The 19604-nt window shown below is 42.9% G+C and carries 13 protein-coding genes; 9 read left to right on the top strand and 4 right to left on the bottom strand.

The window, feature by feature from the left end:
• Window positions 1-6 precede the first annotated feature (6 nt).
• The 6 genes from H8S63_RS14295 to H8S63_RS14270 all read left to right on the top strand — a co-directional run bounded on the left by H8S63_RS14295 (window position 7) and on the right by H8S63_RS14270 (window position 8838).
• Window positions 7-1611, top strand: coding sequence for a RagB/SusD family nutrient uptake outer membrane protein (locus H8S63_RS14295; protein ID WP_186927183.1), 1605 nt, complete (start codon window positions 7-9; stop codon window positions 1609-1611).
• A 29-nt stretch (window positions 1612-1640) separates the two neighbouring features.
• A complete protein-coding gene (locus tag H8S63_RS14290) occupies window positions 1641-2774 on the top strand; it encodes a SusE domain-containing protein (protein ID WP_186927182.1) in 1134 nt (377 codons plus the stop codon).
• Between the two features lie 12 nt (window positions 2775-2786).
• Window positions 2787-4013 (top strand): glycoside hydrolase family 76 protein, encoded by a 1227-nt coding sequence (locus H8S63_RS14285; RefSeq protein ID WP_186927181.1) that lies wholly within the window; start codon window positions 2787-2789, stop codon window positions 4011-4013.
• Window positions 4014-4016: 3 nt separating this feature from the next.
• Window positions 4017-5213, top strand: a complete 1197-nt coding sequence (locus tag H8S63_RS14280; protein ID WP_186927180.1) for a glycoside hydrolase family 76 protein — start codon at window positions 4017-4019, stop codon at window positions 5211-5213.
• A complete protein-coding gene (locus H8S63_RS14275) occupies window positions 5214-7589 on the top strand; it encodes a GH92 family glycosyl hydrolase (protein WP_186927179.1) in 2376 nt (791 codons plus the stop codon). It abuts the gene before it with no gap.
• 79 nt (window positions 7590-7668) lie between these two features.
• Window positions 7669-8838 (top strand): sugar MFS transporter, encoded by a 1170-nt coding sequence (locus tag H8S63_RS14270; RefSeq protein WP_022275778.1) that lies wholly within the window; start codon window positions 7669-7671, stop codon window positions 8836-8838.
• A gap of 92 nt (window positions 8839-8930) precedes the next feature.
• On the opposite strand, the gene H8S63_RS14265 is transcribed toward H8S63_RS14270, so the two are convergent.
• The 3 genes from H8S63_RS14265 to H8S63_RS14255 form a co-directional block, all read right to left on the bottom strand.
• Window positions 8931-9686: an ABC transporter ATP-binding protein gene (locus tag H8S63_RS14265; RefSeq protein ID WP_186927178.1), complete on the bottom strand. Its 756-nt coding sequence runs from the start codon at window positions 9684-9686 to the stop codon at window positions 8931-8933.
• Window positions 9683-10699 carry an iron ABC transporter permease gene (locus tag H8S63_RS14260; RefSeq protein WP_022275776.1) on the bottom strand — a complete coding sequence of 339 codons (1017 nt, stop codon included), beginning with the start codon at window positions 10697-10699 and terminating at the stop codon, window positions 9683-9685. The genes H8S63_RS14265 and H8S63_RS14260 overlap by 4 nt, the downstream gene beginning before the upstream one ends.
• 97 nt (window positions 10700-10796) lie before the next feature.
• Window positions 10797-11933 (bottom strand): ABC transporter substrate-binding protein, encoded by a 1137-nt coding sequence (locus H8S63_RS14255; protein ID WP_022275775.1) that lies wholly within the window; start codon window positions 11931-11933, stop codon window positions 10797-10799.
• Between the two features lie 237 nt (window positions 11934-12170).
• Between H8S63_RS14255 and H8S63_RS14250 the strand changes: the two genes are divergently transcribed.
• Together H8S63_RS14250 and H8S63_RS14245 are read left to right on the top strand one after the other, a co-directional pair.
• Window positions 12171-14927 carry an outer membrane beta-barrel protein gene (locus H8S63_RS14250; protein ID WP_186927177.1) on the top strand — a complete coding sequence of 919 codons (2757 nt, stop codon included), beginning with the start codon at window positions 12171-12173 and terminating at the stop codon, window positions 14925-14927.
• A 52-nt stretch (window positions 14928-14979) separates the two neighbouring features.
• Window positions 14980-15609, top strand: a complete 630-nt coding sequence (locus tag H8S63_RS14245; RefSeq protein ID WP_007751763.1) for an AAA family ATPase — start codon at window positions 14980-14982, stop codon at window positions 15607-15609.
• A 98-nt stretch (window positions 15610-15707) separates the two neighbouring features.
• Here H8S63_RS14245 and H8S63_RS14240 read toward each other — a convergent pair whose 3' ends face one another.
• Window positions 15708-17372, bottom strand: coding sequence for a putative transporter (locus tag H8S63_RS14240; protein WP_007751760.1), 1665 nt, complete (start codon window positions 17370-17372; stop codon window positions 15708-15710).
• 327 nt (window positions 17373-17699) lie between these two features.
• Between H8S63_RS14240 and mutA the strand changes: the two genes are divergently transcribed.
• Window positions 17700-19604 (top strand): methylmalonyl-CoA mutase small subunit, encoded by a 1905-nt coding sequence (mutA, locus tag H8S63_RS14235; protein ID WP_186927176.1) that lies wholly within the window; start codon window positions 17700-17702, stop codon window positions 19602-19604.

Genomic DNA, 19604 nt, shown 5'->3' with positions numbered 1-19604 from the left:
ACCGTGATGAAAACAACTATAAAGAATTTGATTTTATCTGCTGTTTTGGTAGTGGGCGGTGCCTCTTGTGTTGACTTGGATACGGCACCGTATGACAGAGAAACGGACTTGACTTATTGGGAAGAAGATCCTGAAGCAGCTGTCAAGGCGTTGAATAATTGCTATACGTATTTGGGAAATATGGACGAACAGCTTTATAGTGAAGCTATGACGGACAATGCATATACCAAACAACCTAATGATTTTACACAAAATATTGGTAATGGTTCATATTCTACAGCCGACTCTTACGTGAAACAGGTTTGGGACGGACGTTATACGGGTATCCGTATGTGCAACCAGTTGCTCGAAAATATTGACCGGGTTCCTGATTTAGATCCGGAATTGAAGAAACGTTATATCGGTGAGGCTAAAGTGCTTCGTGCTTATAATTATTATGAATTGTATACGAAGTTCGGAGATGTGCCTTATACAACGAAAGTGCTTTCTATTAAGGAAAGTATGTCTATCGCACGTACAGATAGAGCTACTGTCATTGCTAATATGTTGGCGGATTTGGATGAAGTGATTAACGGTAATTACCTGCCGGCTTCTTATGATGCGGATAATAAAGGACGGATTACCCGTTGGGCGGCAATGGCTATCAAAGCTAAAATTTATCTGTTCGAAGGTAACTGGACGCAAGTGAAAAATATCACGTCCACCATTATGACGGAGGGAGGTTTTAGGCTCTTTGGAAGTTATGCAGGATTGTTTGAGATTGCTAATGAATACAACTCTGAAGTAATTTTGGATGCACAGTATCGTCCGACCAGCCGTGAACATCAGATGATGTATGCTTTCCTGCCACCTTCATTGGGGGGATATTCCCAGCTTTCTCCTTTGCAGGAGTTGGTAGACAGTTATATTATGCTAGATGGAAAAACAATAAGAGAGACAGGAACATCGTTTGACGAAAGTAATCCGTATGCTAATCGTGATCCACGTTTGAAAGCAACAGTGATGTATACTGGGAACTCATATACGTTGGCTGACGGAACAGAAGTCGTTATCAACTGTGAGAAAGGAGAAGGTAAAGATGGATACGGTGTAGGATCGGATTGTTCGGCTACCGGTTATTATATCAAGAAATACTGGGATAATACGTATCGTGCTACTCTTTATTCCGGTTTGAATCCGATTTTGATTCGTTATGCTGATATTCTATTGATGAATGCGGAAGCATTGGCAGAGTTAGGTGAACTGGATAAGACGGCTTGGGATGCAACTATTAAACCAATTCGTGATAGAGCCGGATTTACACTTGCTTCGGCAGTGGAATTCCCGGAAGGAGCTTCTAAAGATAAACTGATTGAGATTGTACGGAATGAACGTCGTTCGGAACTGGCATTGGAGGGTCATCGTCATAAGGATATTATCCGTTGGAGAATTGCGGATGATGTATTGAACGGATGGTGTCACGGATTGAAGACGAATGAAGTGGTAGGTACGGATAACGGATACGTTCGGGTTGAAAATAGAGCTTTTAATGCAAATAAACATTATTTGTGGCCTATACCACAGGCTGAACGTGACTTGAATGGTAATTTGGTGCAGAATCCGAATTGGTAATTGGTTTAACGACTCAAAAAGGAACAATTATGAAAAAGATATTATTAATATGTTCAGTATTTCTGGCAATGGTATCCTGTCAGGAAGATTATGAATTGAATGCGGATTTTACAGTCCCTACGGAATTGAATTCCCCTGCCTCTATCCAGTTGGATGTGTCATCTTCAGTACCTGTTGTGCTATCATGGTCCGGAGGCGGTGCGGCAGACGGCGGAATTGTATTGTACGAGGTTTTGTTTGACAAAGCAGACGGAGACTTTTCAAAGCCACTGGCTACAATGAAAAGTGATTTGGGAGCCAATCCCAGTTTGTCGATTACTCATGCGGCTATTAATACGATTGCCAGAAATGCTGGTATTTATCCTTTGGGAACAGGGGATATTAAATGGACAGTGACTGCTTCGAAAGGAGGAGTGGTGAAGAAGTCCGATAAGGTGGCTAATATCACTGTGACTCGTGGGGAGGGAATTGATAATATTCCGGCAGAATTGTATTTATATGGTTCGGCTACGGAGAACGGTGGACAAGGCGGAATTCCGTTCCGTTGTGTAGAAGAGGGAGTTTTCCAGATTTATACAAAATTGTCTGCTGGAAATATCTCATTTAAGTCTGCTACGACAGGTGAAACATTCAGTTATTATATTGATGATAGTTCGAAGTTGAGAGAGGGTGATGGTGAAACGGCAGTAACTGCTTCCGAAGAGGTAACCCGTCTGACTGTAAACTTTAATACAATGGCTATGACGACAGAAAAAATAGGTTCTTCTGTTCGTTGCGTCTGGGGAGCAACATTTGCTGATATAGCTGTACTGGAATATGCTGGCAACGGTAAATTTGTAGGAGAAGGTGATATTCGTTTCTATGATCCGGCAAAACCGGAAACTAATCCTCCTTTTGGTTGGATAGAGGAGCGTTATTACTTTTTAGCTCAAGTGAATGATGGAACTATGTGTTGGGGTAGAGGCGATGATGTGAGTGCCGAACGCCCGGTGGGTGGAGAACCTGCTTCTTTCTATGCTTTGTATGAGTTCCAATGGAGTCAATGGGAACACCTTTGGAAAATGAAAGGTAGTCTGGATTATACGCATGCGACTATCACTATCGATACGAACGCGGATGGATTGATGATACATACATTTACTAATGTGACTCCGATTAATTAATAAAACTAAGTTATGAAAAAGATAAAGACTATTTTAGCTATTCTTCCGGTACTATTATTCTCCTGTGCCGGAGATGACGTAGAGAAATATATTCCGCCTACACCGATTACTCCGTCAGAACCCGGAGAGGAAGTCGTTTATCATAAACGCGCTAAAGAGCAGTTTGATTTGATTAATCAGTGTTACCGGATCAATAGTGGGGCGACAGAAGGATTGTATAATGAAAATTATCCCAAGAAAGATGGTGATAACTCGGCTTCTTTCTTATGGCCGTATGACGGACTGGTATCAGGGGTCGCAGCTTTACATTCTTTGGGCTATGATGTGAATTATGCAACTATGGTTGACCGCTTTGAAGTTTATTATTCAACCCCTGATGGAGCTGTGGGTGGTTATGGTTCTCAAACTAATGGTACTACTGGTAGTGGAACGCGTTTTTATGATGATAACTCTATTGTAGGGATTGAATTGGTAGAGGCTTTTAATTTGTTAAATAATCAAGACTATTTGACAAAGGCCAAAAGAATCGTGGCATTTTTGCAAGAAGGTGAAGATGATACATTTGGAGGAGGTCTTTGGTGGAATGAGGATCAGAAGGGACAGCAGGGAGTTGGTGATTCCAATAAGCCTACGTGTGCCAATGGATATGCAACACTATTCTTACTTGAATATTATTCAGTATGTCCTCAAGAGGAAAAAGCAGATGTTTTAGCTTTGGCAAAACGTTTATATGCTTGGACGTTGAATAATCTGCGTGATCCGGAAGATGCTTGCTACTGGAATGATAAACAAGCGGACGGATCTATTAATAAAACAAAATGGACTTACAATACTGGTGTAATGATTTCTAACGGAGTCCGTCTGTATAAAATAACAGGTGAACAAACTTATCTGGACAATGCCATTGCTTCTTCTGAAGGTGCGTATAATTATTTTGTACGTCCGCTTAATGGGTTGGCGTTAGCTTATCCTGATCATGATCCTTGGTTTACAACAAAACTGATCCGTGCCTTTATTGATATTGAACCTTATTACAAAAATGCAGGTAATTATATCAAAACATTCATTAACTTCTTGGATTATGCATACGAGAATGCTCGTTTGTCAAGCGGACTGTTTTATGAAGATTGGACTGGAACAGACCCGAAACGGGCTGAACAGTTGTTGATGCAGGATGCTGCACTAGAATCTCTGGGAATTATAGCTTTGTATAAAGGGGAAACTGTGACGGAAGAATAGTGTATGAATGGTAAAATTAGAAATATAGTTTTATTTGTATCAGCGGTATCCATGCTTTTCTCTTGTGCAGGAGAGCCCAAAGCGACTCCGAACAAAGATAAGGCGGAAGAAATGTTTCAACGTGTCTGGGAACTCTATCGGGTTCCCAAATACGGTCTCTTCTCTGAATATTATCCCGGTAGTCATCGTCCTGATCTGACTTATTTTAATGATTCTACCCGACAGGCACAAGAGGTTTCTTACCTATGGCCTATGAGTGGTGTCTTTTCTTCAGCAGTATTGATGGCTGCCATCGAACCGGAGAAATATACAGTTTATGTCGATTCGATGGTGATGGCGATGGAACATTATTATGATACAACACGCGTTCCTTTCGGTTATCAGGCTTACCCTGTTCAATTTGGAAAGGTAGACCGCTATTATGATGACAATGGTTTAGTGGGTATTGATTATATTGATTCTTACTTGGTAACTAAAAATCCTCATTATCTGGAGAAAGCGAAACAGGTATTGACCTTTATTTTAAGTGGTTGGGATGAGAACTTTGAAGGAGCTGTTTCCTGGCTGGAAGGAGTGAAAGATCAGAAACCTGCCTGTTCTAACGGAAAAGCGATGGTGTTGGCTTTAAAACTTTATGAAGCAACTAAAGATGAGTATTATCTGGAGGTGGGAAAGAAGTTCTATCATTGGATTGATAAATATCTGAAAGATCCGGAAAGAGGAGTCGTTTGGAACTCATGGTTAACAACGACTTCGGCAGTATGCCCGGATTTGTATACTTACAATACAGGTACTTTGTTACAAGCAGCTGTAGCTTTATATAATTATACGGGTGAGCAGGCGTATCTGAATAATGCTAAATTTCTGGCAGAAGGAAGTTACAAAGTGTTCTTTAAATACACGGAAGAAGGTATTCCCTATATTGCAGATTTGCCTTGGTTTAATCTGGTTTTGTTTAGAGGGTATCACGATCTGTACAATGTTACGGGGGATTCAAAGTATGTGGATACGATGATAAAAGGACTGGATTATGCTTGGGATCATGCACGTGATCAGGCGGGACTGATGTATCATGACTGGACAGGGCGGACTGATGAAAAACGTAAGCCGAAATGGTTATTGGATGCTTCGTGTGTACCGGAATATTATGCACGTGTGGCAATGATTAAAGGAGAAGTTACAAACAGAAAAATGAAATAAATGATGAAATTAAAATGGATAGGTAGCCTGTTGATTCTGGCAGGTATCGTAGGGTGCAAAACACCTGATCGTCCCAATCTGGTAGAGTATGTGAACCCGAATATTGGTACGGTTCATAGTCGGTGGTTTTTCTATACTCCGGCTGCCGAGCCTTTCGGTTTAGCTAAGCTGGGTGCATCTACAAACGGCACGTACGGAAATAATCAAGGTTGGGAGGCTGTAGGTTATGAGGACGGTCATGCTTCTATTGATGGTTTTCCCTGCTTGCACGAGTTTCAGATAGGAGGAATTTCACTGATGCCTGTTACGGGAGAAGTGAAAACAAACCCCGGAAAGCTGGAAGAACCGGATAAAGGTTTCCGTTCCCGCTTTGATAAAAAAGATGAAACTGCACGTCCGGGATATTATTCTGTGTTATTAAAGGATTATCAGGTAAAGGCTGAACTTACTGCTACGGCTCGTGTCGGATTCCAGCGTTATACATTCCCGGAATCGGAGAATGCCCATATATTGTTTAATATCGGCAATCGTCAGGGCGAAAGTGGAGCTGTGCGTGATGCGTACATCAGACAGGTAGATGGAAATACTATTGAAGGTTATGTGATTACAGAGCCGGAATATGTGAAGAAATATCAGGCAGGTGCCTCGGTTGCCATGTATTTTTATGCAAAATTGGACCGTGCGCCGGAATCTGTCGAAGTTTTTTATCAAGATAGTGCTTTGATGGCTCGTAATGAAATAAAAGGGCCGGGTGCTATCATGTGTCTGAATTATAAAACAAAGAAAGACGAGATAGTCAATGTAAAAATAGGTTTATCGTATACTTCCATAGAAAATGCAAAAGTGAATTTGGAATCGGAGGCGAAAGACTTGACTTTTGATGAGGCTATGAAAGCGACTACGGATAAATGGAATGAGTCTTTGAGCCGCATCTTGGTTTCCGGAGGTACGGAAGATAGCAAAATCAAATTCTATACCGGGTTGTATCATGCATTATTGGGTAGAGGGCTTGCCAGCGATGTCAACGGAGCTTATCCTAAAAATGACGGTACCATTGGTCAGATACCTTTGACTAAGGATGGTAAACCGGAATATAATCACTATAATACGGATGCGGTTTGGGGAGCTTACTGGAACCTTACTTCTCTTTGGGCATTGGCATATCCGGAGTACTATAATGACTTTGTAAACAGTCAGTTACTGGTGTATAAAGATGCTGGTTGGCTGGGTGATGGTATTGCAACTAGCAAGTATGTTTCCGGAGTAGGAACCAATATGGTGAGCATCACTTTAGCGGGTGCTTATAATAGTGGAATTCGTAACTTTGATGTGGAAACAGCTTATCAGGCAGCCTTGAAGAATGAATTAGGCTGGGAAGGCCGCATTGAAGGGGCAGGCAAGATGGATGTGAAGCAGTTTGTAGAGAGAGGGTATGTGCCTTATGAAAACAGTGTTCATTTCGGCACACATCCGGAAGGTTCGAGCTTCTCCGTATCTCACACATTAGAATATAGTTTTAGTGCTTATGCAGTGGCTCAATGGGCAAAAGCTTTGGGACGTACGGAAGATTATGAGCGTTTGATGGAGCTTTCTGCAGGTTGGGAAAAGCTGTTTGATGATTCGCTGAAGATGATTCGTCCGAGAGTACCCAATGGTGAGTTTATTGATAACTTTAATCCATTGGAATCATGGAGAGGTTTTCAGGAAGGGAATGCAATGCAATATACTTTCTTTGTACCGCAGAATCCGGCTCGTTTGATTGAAAAAGTCGGCAAAGATGAGTTTAATAATCGGTTGGATTCTATCTTCACAGAAGCCCGTAAGTCGATTTTTGGTGGTGGAAAAGTAGTAAATGCTTTCTCTGGTTTACAGAGCCCTTATAATCATGGAAATCAGCCTAGTCTTCATATTTCCTGGTTATTCAATTTCTCCGGTAAACCTTACCTGACACAGAAATGGACGCGCTTGATTTGTGATGAGTTTTATGGAACAAACGGAGAGCATGGTTATGGCTACGGTCAGGATGAGGATCAGGGACAGTTGGGAGCTTGGTATGTGATGGCAGCAATGGGGTTGTTTGATGTACAGGGTGGTTCTTGTGAACGGCCGACTTTCCAGATGGGCAGTCCGTTGTTTGATAAGATTGAAATCAAACTTAGTCCGATGAACGCGACGGGAAAAACGTTTGTGATTGAAACGACTGGTAATACACCGGATGCTTATTATGTACAGTCTGCTACGCTGAATGGCGAACCATTGGAACAGTGCTGGTTGTACCGGGATGAACTCTATAAAGGTGGAACATTGAAACTCACAATGGGTAATCAACCGAATGAAAAATGGGGAGTGGAAAATCCGCCTCATTGTTCTGAATAAACAGCTTATTTACCTCGGTGCCGATGTCGCTTGACAATGGCACCGAGGATTCTACATTTTATAATATAGTGAGTTAAACATGAAAACACAAAACTCTATTTATGCCGCCCTTCCCGTCCTCTTCGGGTTCTTTGTAATGGGCTTCTGTGACATAGTCGGTATTTCGTCCGATTATGTTCAACGTACTTTCGACTGGTCTCCCGTCATGACGGGATTTGTTCCTTCATTGGTTTTTATCTGGTTCCTGTTTTTAGGTATTCCTGTTGGAAATCAGATGAACAAATGGGGACGTAAAAATACGGTTTTACTTAGTATGGGAATAACGGTAGTGGGTATGCTGCTGCCATTAGTCGTTTATAACAGTGCGACTTGTATGATAGCTTATGCTCTTTTGGGAATTGGCAATGCCATTTTACAGGTTTCACTGAATCCGTTATTGAGTAATGTGGTAACCAGCCAACGTTTGCTGACAAGTAGTTTGACTGCAGGACAAGTGATTAAAGCTGTGTCTTCTCTCGTCGGGCCGGAGATTGTATTGTTGGCTGTAGCTCACTTTGGAGATGACAAATGGTATTATTGCTTCCCGATATTAGGCTTTATCACATTATTATCCGCTGTTTGGCTGATGGCTACTCCTGTTAAACGGGAAGATTCTACCGCTGCAACGCAGCAGATTTCTATCAGTGATACTTTTTCTTTGTTGAAGGATAAAACGATTCTGTTGTTGTTTCTGGGTATCTTTTTTATTGTGGGAGTAGATGTTGCTACCAACTTTATTAGCTCCAAACTGATGGCGGAACGATTTGACTGGACGGCAGAACAAGTGAAGTTTGCCCCACAGGTTTATTTTTTAAGCCGTACGGTAGGTGCTTTGCTGGGTGCTTTCTTGTTAGCCCGTATTGCTGAAATGAAATATTTCCGTGTGAATATTGTTGCCTGTATTTTCTCTTTGCTTATTCTGGCCTTTGTAAAAAATGATATGGTGAATCTGATTTGTATCGGTGCTGTCGGCTTCTTTGCCTCATCCGTATTTTCTATCATTTATTCGATGGCTTTACAGGCAAGGCCGGAAAAAGCAAACCAAATTTCAGGATTGATGATTACTGCTGTTGCCGGTGGCGGAGTCGTTACTCCGGTTATTGGATTTGCGATTGGAACAGTAGGTGTGATCGGAGGTGTTTTTGTTACTTTAGCTTGTGTGTGTTATTTGACTTATTGTGCTTTTGGAGTGAAAACAGTAAAGACATAGTTTTCAATTTCGTGGTTGGGATATGGCACACTGTGAAGAAGTGTAACTTTCTTCGGTCTTCACAGCGCACCGTATCCCATTGTCTTCTAGCTTCATTTGATACGTACTTTCATCTCCTGTGCATCAAAAGTGATGGATTCATTGTGGAAAAGTCTTTCTATGTGTCCGCTGGCTACCATTTCGGAAGTCGGCAACGCATATAAGTGAGGATTATCGATCAACATGATAAAGTCGCAGATTGATAATGCAATATCTAAATCATGTGTGGAGAATACGATACATTTGTTTTCTTCCTGTGCCAGCCTTTTCAGGAGCAGACATAATTCATACCGGTTGGGCAAGTCCAGAAAAGCGGTAGGCTCATCCAATAGAATGACCGGTGTATCTTGTGCAAGTGCACGGGCAATCATAATTCGCTGGCATTCGCCGTCGGACATTTTATCCATTGTCTTGTCGGCATAGCCGGACATACCGACCAGTCGCATGGCATTGTCCACCCTCTTTAGGTCTTCTCCTTGCAGCTGTCCGAGCCAGTTGGTATAAGGCGCACGTCCGAGAGCGACCACGTCTTCGCACCGGAGATTGGCAATGCGTACCTTATCAGTCGTTACAAAACTAATGCTGCGGGCCAATCTCTCCGGTTTTAGCGAAGCTACGTTTTTTTCCTGCAAGATGATTTCTCCTGATTGAGGTTTTTCCAATCCCATCATGGCACGGAGCAGGGTGCTTTTTCCTGTGCCGTTGCGTCCCAACAGGGCAACTAGTTGTCCCTCTGGTATCCGGGCGGATACATTGTCCAGCAATATGCGCCGACCGTATCCCAATGTCAAATCTTTAAGTTGAATCATTTGATTATACGCAAGTTTTTAGCAATTACCCATAAAATGACCGGAACTCCCAACAGGGCGGTAATACAGTTGACCGGAAGCAGGAATTTTTTGGCGATAATGTCGCAAAGCAGCATACCGATAAGTCCCGTAAGTATTGTTCCCGGAACGAGCACACGATGGTCGGCATTGTTGAATAACAATCGTGTGATGTGCGGCACGGCCAATCCGATAAATCCAACCGGACCGCAGAAGGCGGTAACTGTTCCCGTCAGTAGGGCGGTAGATATGAAAATGAGTGTCCGTGAGCGTTTGATATTCATTCCCATCGTCCGTGCATAGTTTTCTCCAAGCAGCAGCAAGTTCAGCGGTTTGATGCAGGCGATGGAAACCACGAGTCCGATACATACTATGGGGGCCATAATGGCTAACTGTGTCATTGTGATATGACCGAGTGAGCCCATCGACCACAGTGTGAACACTTTTAGCTGTTCGGCAGAACTCATATATTGCAATATCTGGATGATGGCGCCTGCTACATAACCTGTCATGACTCCCATGATCAGAACTCCCAGAATGTTCTTGACTTTCCGGCTGATGACGGCTACTCCCAGCAGGATGACGGCAGTACCTATCCATCCGGAACCGATGATTCCGATGGATTGCAGCAATGGGAAGGCTGTCCATCCGAGCAACGGAGCGCCGAGTATAAACAATGCCACTCCTAAGCCTGCTCCGGAGCTGACACCCAATAGATAAGGGTCGGCCAAAGGATTTTGAAAAACGGTCTGCATCTGTAACCCGCTTACGGATAATGCTATACCTATCAATCCTGCCACTACAACTCTCACGAAGCGGATGGACAACAGAATGTTACGTGTCATTTCGTCGCATTCACCTCCGGTGAGTACCGCCCATACTTTGGAAATAGGGATAAATGTATCTCCTGTTGCCATATCTGTCAGTAATAACAGTATGGCGACAATGCCTAGTGTAACGAATAAAAAAGTGATATGTGCATGAGGCTGTTTCATCCCGGATTACGATTTGTAGTATGTTAGACTTCTGCAAAGATAGTTGTTAGAAATGAAAAATGCTCAAATTCTTTCATATCCGAATAATCGGTTCTTTTCATTCCAGATTTCGGTAATAATAAAGTGAGTCGGATACGAGTTTCGGATGAAAGATACGGATTAAGTCACGTAGCACTACGTCGGGACGTACCACAGATGACTCCCAGTAGTCGTTTCCTCCTGTGGGTGTCAGCCGTAGATTGTTGTTGTACACTGTCTTTTCGTGTACAGCTTTGGCGTCTGCAAATTTGGGGTTAACGGCTTTCAGTTCATCCAGCGTTTTTGCAGAACCTACATTGATCCAGTAATCGGCTTTTTGTATTAGTCCGTAGGCTGTTTCCAGGCCGATGGGAGTCGAGCTGTTGGAGTCGTTTTCTTTATAGATATAGTCGGCTCCGGCGTCGGCAACTAGTTGCGCCATGTAGCTTTGGGTGGAAGGCATTACCCAACTGTCGTTCCACGGAGTGTTGAACATGACGGTGGGGCGTTTTTCTACGGAGTCGGTCAAGGCTTTCAGTGCATGATAGCGTCGGGGAATTTCCCGGAATATGTTCAAGCCCTTTTCCCGGTTGTCAATCAACTCCGAGAGGACAATCATCCATTCGGCTTTTCCAAGCGGCGATTCTTCCAAATATTCTCCTATATATAGATAAGGTATGGAGAGTTCGTTCAATTTGTCGGTTACGGCAGTCTGGGCGTCACCTATCCCGTATAGCAGAACTACATCAGGTTTCAGTCCCAGCAACAACTCATAATTCATTTCTGCTCCCATATCTTTGATTGAATTCCTATGGGCGAGGATGTAAGGATTGGCGATATAATCCATACCGGAAATTCCGACAACTCTGCTGATTTCTCCCAACGCGTCGAGCATGGCAATGTAGGAAGAAGACATACACACAATCCGTTTGGCTCCGGCCGGGATAACGGGACCATTGAATCCGGCAGGGGCCTGCTCACCGTTGCGTGAAACGAAATAGGACATCTTCACATCTTTGGCTCCCTGCCAGGGATTTGATATTTGTATCAGTGTACTGGCAAAGTCTTCGGCACCCAGAATCTTAAATCCCGAAGCGTATTCGGGGGTATATATCTCCCGGTTGAATGCTTCCAAAGATGTTTTATTATGGTTAATGATGCAGCCTGTCAAAAGGAGAAGGCATAGCAACGTGATGGTCAGGAACGGAGATTTCACTTCTATATAAATTTTAATTAGAAAAATGATAGTGGATATTTTCGAACGGCAAAGATAGGACTTATTATTAGTTTGTTTTTATTTTAACCGGATTTATTTGATGGCTGTTCTTGAATGTTTTGTGTGATTGGAATGTAATAAGTTTTAATAAAATGAATAAAGTAGTACGCTTTCAAAAAAACTGTTTAATTTTACTCCATCATTTCAGTTAAATTAATATAGACTACTACTATTGACATGAATGCTTGTAGACTGTGCGGAATTTTTTTATTCATTTTTTGTGCGCATACGGTGTCGTATGCGCAACAGGTAAGGACGGTAAGAGGAGCTGTGCAGACTATTGAAGCTGGTAATCACAAAAAACAACCACTGCCATCTGCCAGTATAGTTGTTCTGGAGAAGAGGGATTCCACTTTTGTAAAGGGTACGACAAGTGATAAGAACGGTCGTTTTGTTCTTAAATATCAGCCGCAGAACAGAAGGCAATATTTATTGAAAGTCTCCTTCATGGGAATGGAGTCCGTATACCGTATATTAAGTGATTCGCTGTCTGTGAATGTTGGTGTGGTCACACTGAAGGATGATGATATACAAATCGGTGAAGTGACAATCACGGGAAAATTGAAAGAGGTAGAGATGAAGGGAGATACTACCGTTATCAATGCTGCTGCCTATAAAACTCCCGAAGGTTCTTATCTGGAGGATCTGGTGAAACGTGTTCCGGGATTGGTGTATAATAAGAAAGATCATTCGTTAACTTACAACGGTCAGGCTATCAGTGAGATCAATGTCAATGGAGAATCCTTTTTCTCGGGGGATAAGAAAACGGCGCTCGAAAATCTGCCGGCAAACTTGATTAGCAAGCTGAAAGTATATGATAAGAAATCAAAAGAAGAAGAGTTTACCGGAATCAGTTCTGGAGAGAAAAAGTATGTGCTTGATCTTCAGACTAAAGATGAACTGAACAAGACTTGGCTGACGAATGCGACGGTAGGATATGGAAATAATAAAAAGAAGGACCTGGAAGGACAGGTGAATTATTTTAATAAGAACGGAGAGAATCTTTCTTTTATGGCCCGTTCTACCAATCGCTATCAGAATAGCACTTATAAGGACAATATCAATAATTCTGTCGGGCTGAATATGACGCGCAAGTTCGGCAAGAAGTTTTCTTTGACCGGAAATGTGAACTATGACTTGAACCGGAATGGAAATATCACTTCCATGTATCGGGAACAATATTTGACGAGTGGCAATCAGTATTCGGCTTCTGCCAATGAGGGTACTTCGAAAAGCCGGTCTATGAATTCGAGTCTGATGGGGGAATGGAAAGTCGATAAGCGTACACGCATACATTTCAACGGGAGTTTCGGGCTTTCTCCCAACGAGAATGAGAGCAGTAATCAGAGTGCTTCTTTTGATGCTCCTCCTAATGTGAATCATGAGAGTCTGTTTGCTGATTTTGAATCTATACCTAAGGATATGAAAGTCAATCGTAGTGAGAACCGCTCGGCTTCGGAAAATAAATCCAATCGTTATAATTGGATGATTGGGATTATGAGGCGTTTGAATGAGAAAGGAACTACATTAGGATTGAATGTTACAAATTCTGATTCATGGGGAGATAATGAGAGTTTTTCGCTGTCTCAGACTACTTATTTCAAGCTGGAAGACAAGAATGGGAATGATTCGGTACTTTATCGAAACCAATATATAAAGTCTCCTCAGACAAATAATCAGTGGAGGGTAGGAGTCAGCTTTACTCAACCGATTGGCAAGAAGGTGCATTTCCGGGCAGCATATAATTGGAATACACAGTATGAACGGGACAACCGTGATACGTATGAATTGTCTTCCATGACAAACCGGGATTCTTTCGGTGATTTGCCTGCAGGTTATGAGGCGGGGTATGTGGATAGTTTAAGTAATAGGAGTCATAGCCGCAGTAATGGGCACGACTTGAATGTAGGCTTCAATTATTCGGATGATACTTGGATGTTTAATGCTTCGTTGGGTGTCACTCCGCAGAAGCGTACTATTGATCGGAAAGTCGGAAAACTTTATGCGGACACCACAATGCGTACGATTGATTATCAGCCTATGATATGGCTGAGTTGGCGGAAAAAGAAAATGCGTGTCAGTCTTAATTATAACGGAAGAACCCGGCAGCCTTCTTTATCGGACTTAATGCCGTTGACGGATAATAGCGATCCGTTGTATATTACTCGTGGAAATCCGGATTTGAAACAGATGTTTATGCATACTATGCATGTGAGTTTTCAACATCCTTCAAAGGGAATATCCGCCAATCTGGGATGGCAGATGGAGAAGAACAGTGTCACACAAGTTGTTCTCTATGATGTGCAGACCGGTGGACGGGAGACATACCCTATAAATATCAATGGAAATTGGAATACATATGGCAGTGCTGACTGGTGGAAGCGTTTCGGGCATTTTTCTTTAAAACTGAGTACCTCCGGAAGACATAGTAATCGTGTCAGTATGATTAATGAGGATAGAAGTCAACAGCCGGAGAAAAGCACAACACGTGATACCGGGTTGAATTGCGAGATGGAAGCTTCTTATCAGCCCACTTGGGGAGGGTTTGATTTTTCTACTTCATGGGATTATCAGTATTCACTTAATTCTCTGAATGATAATAATACCTATACCCGCTATTATAATTTCCGTTTTGACGGCTATGTGGATTTTCCTTTCGGGTTACAGTTGCGTACGGATGCAGGCTATATCTTGCGTAGCGGGACAAATATCCAGAAAGGAGAGGATGATGAGATTGTGTGGAATGCGAGGGCAACCTGGCGATTCCTGAAACAGAGAAAAGCCGAATTGTCTGCTTATTGGGCGGATATTCTTGGCAAACGGAAAAGTTATGCTCGTATGGCTACTTCCGACGGGTTTTATGAGTCTCGGACGCAGGAAATAAAAGGATATTTTATTGTAACTTTCAAATATAACTTTCGTCTGATGATGTGAGTTTTAGAAATAATTCGTATGTTTGCTACCAAACCATAAAACAAAATGTACTATGAGCGGTAGCTATGTCATTAATATCGGTCGCCAGTTAGGTAGTGGCGGAAAAGAAATAGGAGAGAAGTTGGCAGCCCGTTTGGGCATCGACTTCTATGATAAAGAGTTGATCAATCTAGCTTCTGAAGAGAGCGGATTGTGTAGAGAATTTTTTGAAAAAGCGGATGAAAAGGCTTCACAAGGTATTATCGGTGGGTTGTTCGGAATGCGGTTCCCTTTTATTAGTGAGGGGGCTATGCCGTGTACCAACTGTTTGAGCAATGATGCTTTATTTAAGGTACAGAGTGATGTTATTCGTCATTTGGCGGCTGAAAAATCCTGTGTGTTTGTGGGGCGCTGTGCGGATTATATATTGCGCGAACATCCGCGTTGTGTAAACGTTTTTATTTCGGCTTCCAAAGAAGACCGCATTGCACGGTTGTGTCAGATCCATCATATTGATGAGGAGGCTGCGGAGGAAATGATGGAGAAAGCAGATAAGAAACGTTCGGAATACTATAATTATTATAGTTATAAAACATGGGGAGCGGCAGCTACTTATCATCTGTGTGTGGACTCCTCTTCTTTAGGAATAGAAGAAACGGTACGCTTTGTGGAGGAGTTTGTAGTGAAGAAACTGAAGTTGTAATATATGGTATAATGAATAAAGGGAGATAAAACAGTAAAGCCGGCATATTCTACTTAAAAGAATAGAGCCGGCTTTACTATTTATAAGCTAAGCTTGATTTACATCATTGTTAATAATATCATCTGTCCCGTTAGGATACGGAGGAACATAGATAGCGGATAAACCGTCGAATACCCTACGGCCGGAGCGTCACCGGCAGTTGTCTGGTTGGCATAAGCCAGTGCGGGAGGATCGGTATTACTACCGGCTATCAATCCCATCAGAGTGAAGTAGTTTACCTTATAATACAGTCGGGCAATAGCACCGATAATAAGCAATGGAATGACGGTGATAAGGAAACCGCAACCTACGTATAACAATCCGTCACCTTCGACTACCGTTTGCACAAAATTGGCACCTGCATCAATACCGACACTGGCAAGGAAAAGCACGATACCTATTTCGCGAAGCATTAGGTTAGCGCTCATTGTTGTGTAAGTTACCAGATGGAGTTTGTGACCGAAGCGTCCGATAAGGATCGCTACTACCAGCGGACCACCTGCCAAACCTAGTTTCAAAGGAGTCGGCATACCCGGGAATGCAATCGGAAGGCTGCCTAGAAGAATACCTAAGAAGATACCGACGAAGATAGTTACGATATTCGGAGTGTCCAGACGTTTCAACTGATTACCCAACACACCTGCCACACGTTCTACTGCATCTTGCTGGCCTACTACCATCACACGGTCACCTACTTGAAGTACCAGATTCGGATCGGCAAACAGGTCCATACCGGAACGGTTGATACGGGTTACATTTACCCCATACATACTGCGAAAGTGCATAGAACCGAGCGTTTTTCCGTTAATTTCCGGTTTGGTGACCAAGATACGGCGTGAAACCATCGGCAGGTCTTGTTTCTCCCAATCGAGTTCCACCTCTTTTCCTATAAATACGGTGATAGCCGGAGCATCCTCTTCCGAGCAGACGATAAACAACTGATCGCCCATATTGAATATGGTCTCGTGGTCGGGAATACTGACGTGCCCTTCATGGCGGATACGCGAACAAACGAAATTGCGTCCCAAGAACTCTTTAATCTCGATCAGTGTCTTTCCGCTGATTGATTCGTTGCGTACCTCAAGGCTCATCATGTGTGGCTTGTGGTGTGCGTCCCCGCTTTGAATCTTCAGATTCTCTTCTTCCTTAGCCATATTAACACGGAAGATGTAGCGGATAGCAATGATAGAACCGATAATACCTACCACACCGAGCGGATATGCACACGCATAACCCAACGCGATCTGCGGACCGGTATAGTTCAACTGGTTCAATGCTTCATTGGCGGCACCAAGTCCCGGAGTGTTTGTCACAGCTCCATAGAGTATACCAACCATCATCGGCAATTCCACCCGGCCGTTCCACAGGTAATAAAGCCCCAGCGCAACAGCAATATTTAACACTACGATGCCTACAGCCAACAGGTTTAGTGTCATTCCCCCTTTCTTGAAAGAAGAGAAGAAAGACGGCCCCACCTGAAGACCGATACAGAATACGAACAAAATCAATCCGAATTCACGGATGAAATGTAGGATGTGTGTATCGGCCGTGAAGCCGAAATGTCCCATTAGGATGCCGGCAAACAAAACAAACGTGACACCTAAAGATACTCCGAATATCTTTATCTTACCGAGATACACACCGGCTGCCACTACAAATGCGTAGAGGAGCACGATATGTGCCACAGAACTAGGGTCCCACAATAAACTTTGTAACCAATCCATAATTTATAGTAGTTTTTATAATGTCTTTTATAAAACGGGTGCAAAATTACTCATAACATTGGAGCAAATCAAATAAATGAAGAACTAAAAATGAAAAATGAAGAATTTCTATACCTATTGTATATATAGGATGAATAATGGTAATTTTTCATTTCCCATTTCCTATTCTTCATTTATTTATTCTTCATTTTCCGGGCTGTGCGAATTTTCCCTAAAAAAGAGTATTGTTTTAACTATTTGGTTATATTTGCAAGTCGAACAACGGACATTTAGAGAGATAGATAAAAATAAAGACAATATTAATCTTGTTTTAATTTTAAATAAACTATGGCAGACAAAAAAGAAAAACTCTTCTCAGACTTTTCTCCAGTCTCCACCGAACAATGGATGGAGAAGGTCACAGCCGATTTGAAAGGTGCTGATTTTGAGAAGAAGCTCGTTTGGAAAACGAACGAAGGGTTCAAAGTGAAACCTTTCTACCGGATGGAAGATCTGGAGGGTTTGAAGACTACCGATGCGCTTCCAGGAGAATTCCCTTATCTGAGGGGAACCAGGAAAGACAACAATGAGTGGCTGGTTCGTCAGGAAATCAGAGTGGAATGCCCGAAAGAAGCTAATGCAAAGGCGTTGGATATCTTGAATAAGGGTGTCGATTCACTTTCTTTCCATGTGAAAGCAAAGGAACTCAATGCGGAATATCTTGAAACACTGTTGAATGATATTCAAGCTGAGTGCGTTGAACTGAACTTCTCTACTTGCCAGGGACACGTCGTTGAGTTGGCTAATCTGCTGGTAGCTTATTTCCAGAAGAAAGATTATGATGTGAAGAAACTGAGAGGTTCTATAAACTATGATTTCTTCAATAAGATGTTGACTCGCGGCAAGGAAAAAGGCGATATGGTGCAAACGGGCAAAGCTTTGATTGAGGCCATCCAACCGCTTCCTTTCTATCGTGTACTGAATGTAAATGCTTTATCTCTGAACAATGCCGGAGCTTATATTTCTCAGGAGTTGGGTTATGCGCTGGCTTGGGGTAATGAATACATGAATCAACTGACAGAGGCCGGTATTCCCGCTGCCATTGTTGCCAAGAAAATCAAGTTCAACTTCGGTATCAGCTCCAATTACTTCCTCGAAATTGCAAAATTCCGTGCCGCACGTCTGCTTTGGGCGAATATCGTAGCTTCTTATAAGCCCGAATGTGTACGTGATTGCGACAATAAAGGTCCTAACGGTGAATGCCGTTGCGCTGCAAAAATGGCGGTTCACGCCGAAACTTCCACATTCAATCTTACTTTGTTTGATGCACATGTGAATCTGCTTCGTACGCAAACCGAAGCGATGAGTGCTGCTTTGGGAGGTGTGGATTCAATGACAGTTACTCCATTTGACAAGACATACGAGACCCCTGATGAATTCTCCGAGCGTCTGGCACGCAACCAGCAATTGCTGCTGAAGGAAGAATCTCATTTTGATAAAGTGATTGACCCGGCTGCAGGTTCTTATTATATTGAAAACCTGACTGTCTCTATCGCTAAACAGGCCTGGGAGCTCTTCCTGTCTGTCGAAGAAGCCGGTGGTTTCTATGCTGCCTTGAAAGCGGGAACAGTTCAGGCTGCTGTGAACGAAAGCAATAAAGCGCGTCATAAAGCGGTGGCACAGCGTCGTGAAGTATTGTTGGGCACCAACCAATTCCCCAACTTTAATGAAAAAGCGGGTGACAAGAAACCGGTTGAGGCAAAATGTTGTTGTGGCGGTGGCAAAGAACATACTTGCGAGAAAGATGTGGCTACTTTGGTATCCGACCGTGCTGCCAGCGAATTCGAGGCTTTGCGTCTTGAGACGGAAGCGTCCGGCAAACGTCCGAAAGCGTTCATGTTGACTATCGGTAATCTGGCAATGCGTCAGGCACGTGCACAATACTCTTGCAACTTCCTGGCTTGTGCCGGTTATGAAGTGATTGATAATCTGGGCTTCGAAACGGTTGAGGCAGGAATAGAGGCGGCTATGGCTGCTAAGGCGGATATCGTGGTGCTTTGTTCCAGTGATGATGAATATGCGGAATATGCAATTCCCGCTTTCAAAGCTTTGAATGGCCGTGCTATGTTTATCATCGCCGGTAATCCGGAATGTGCCGATACATTGAAAGCCGCAGGTATTGAGTACTTTATCCATGTCCGTGTCAATGTGCTGGATACCTTGAAAGAGTTTAACGCCAAACTATTGAAGTAA

Origin of the sequence: Bacteroides sp. NSJ-39 (assembly GCF_014287315.1) — a bacterium.
Taxonomy (GTDB): Bacteria; Bacteroidota; Bacteroidia; order Bacteroidales; family Bacteroidaceae; genus Bacteroides; species Bacteroides finegoldii.
This window is presented reverse-complemented; position numbering and strand designations above follow the sequence as displayed.

Coding starts and splice junctions, on each gene's coding strand:
- H8S63_RS14295 (WP_186927183.1), top strand. CDS start 7: ATGAAAACAACTATAAAGAATTTGATTTTATCTGCTGTTTTGGTAGTG.
- H8S63_RS14290 (WP_186927182.1), top strand. CDS start 1,641: ATGAAAAAGATATTATTAATATGTTCAGTATTTCTGGCAATGGTATCC.
- H8S63_RS14285 (WP_186927181.1), top strand. CDS start 2,787: ATGAAAAAGATAAAGACTATTTTAGCTATTCTTCCGGTACTATTATTC.
- H8S63_RS14280 (WP_186927180.1), top strand. CDS start 4,017: ATGAATGGTAAAATTAGAAATATAGTTTTATTTGTATCAGCGGTATCC.
- H8S63_RS14275 (WP_186927179.1), top strand. CDS start 5,214: ATGATGAAATTAAAATGGATAGGTAGCCTGTTGATTCTGGCAGGTATC.
- H8S63_RS14270 (WP_022275778.1), top strand. CDS start 7,669: ATGAAAACACAAAACTCTATTTATGCCGCCCTTCCCGTCCTCTTCGGG.
- H8S63_RS14265 (WP_186927178.1), bottom strand. CDS start 9,686: ATGATTCAACTTAAAGATTTGACATTGGGATACGGTCGGCGCATATTG.
- H8S63_RS14260 (WP_022275776.1), bottom strand. CDS start 10,699: ATGAAACAGCCTCATGCACATATCACTTTTTTATTCGTTACACTAGGC.
- H8S63_RS14250 (WP_186927177.1), top strand. CDS start 12,171: ATGAATGCTTGTAGACTGTGCGGAATTTTTTTATTCATTTTTTGTGCG.
- H8S63_RS14245 (WP_007751763.1), top strand. CDS start 14,980: ATGAGCGGTAGCTATGTCATTAATATCGGTCGCCAGTTAGGTAGTGGC.
- H8S63_RS14240 (WP_007751760.1), bottom strand. CDS start 17,372: ATGGATTGGTTACAAAGTTTATTGTGGGACCCTAGTTCTGTGGCACAT.
- mutA (WP_186927176.1), top strand. CDS start 17,700: ATGGCAGACAAAAAAGAAAAACTCTTCTCAGACTTTTCTCCAGTCTCC.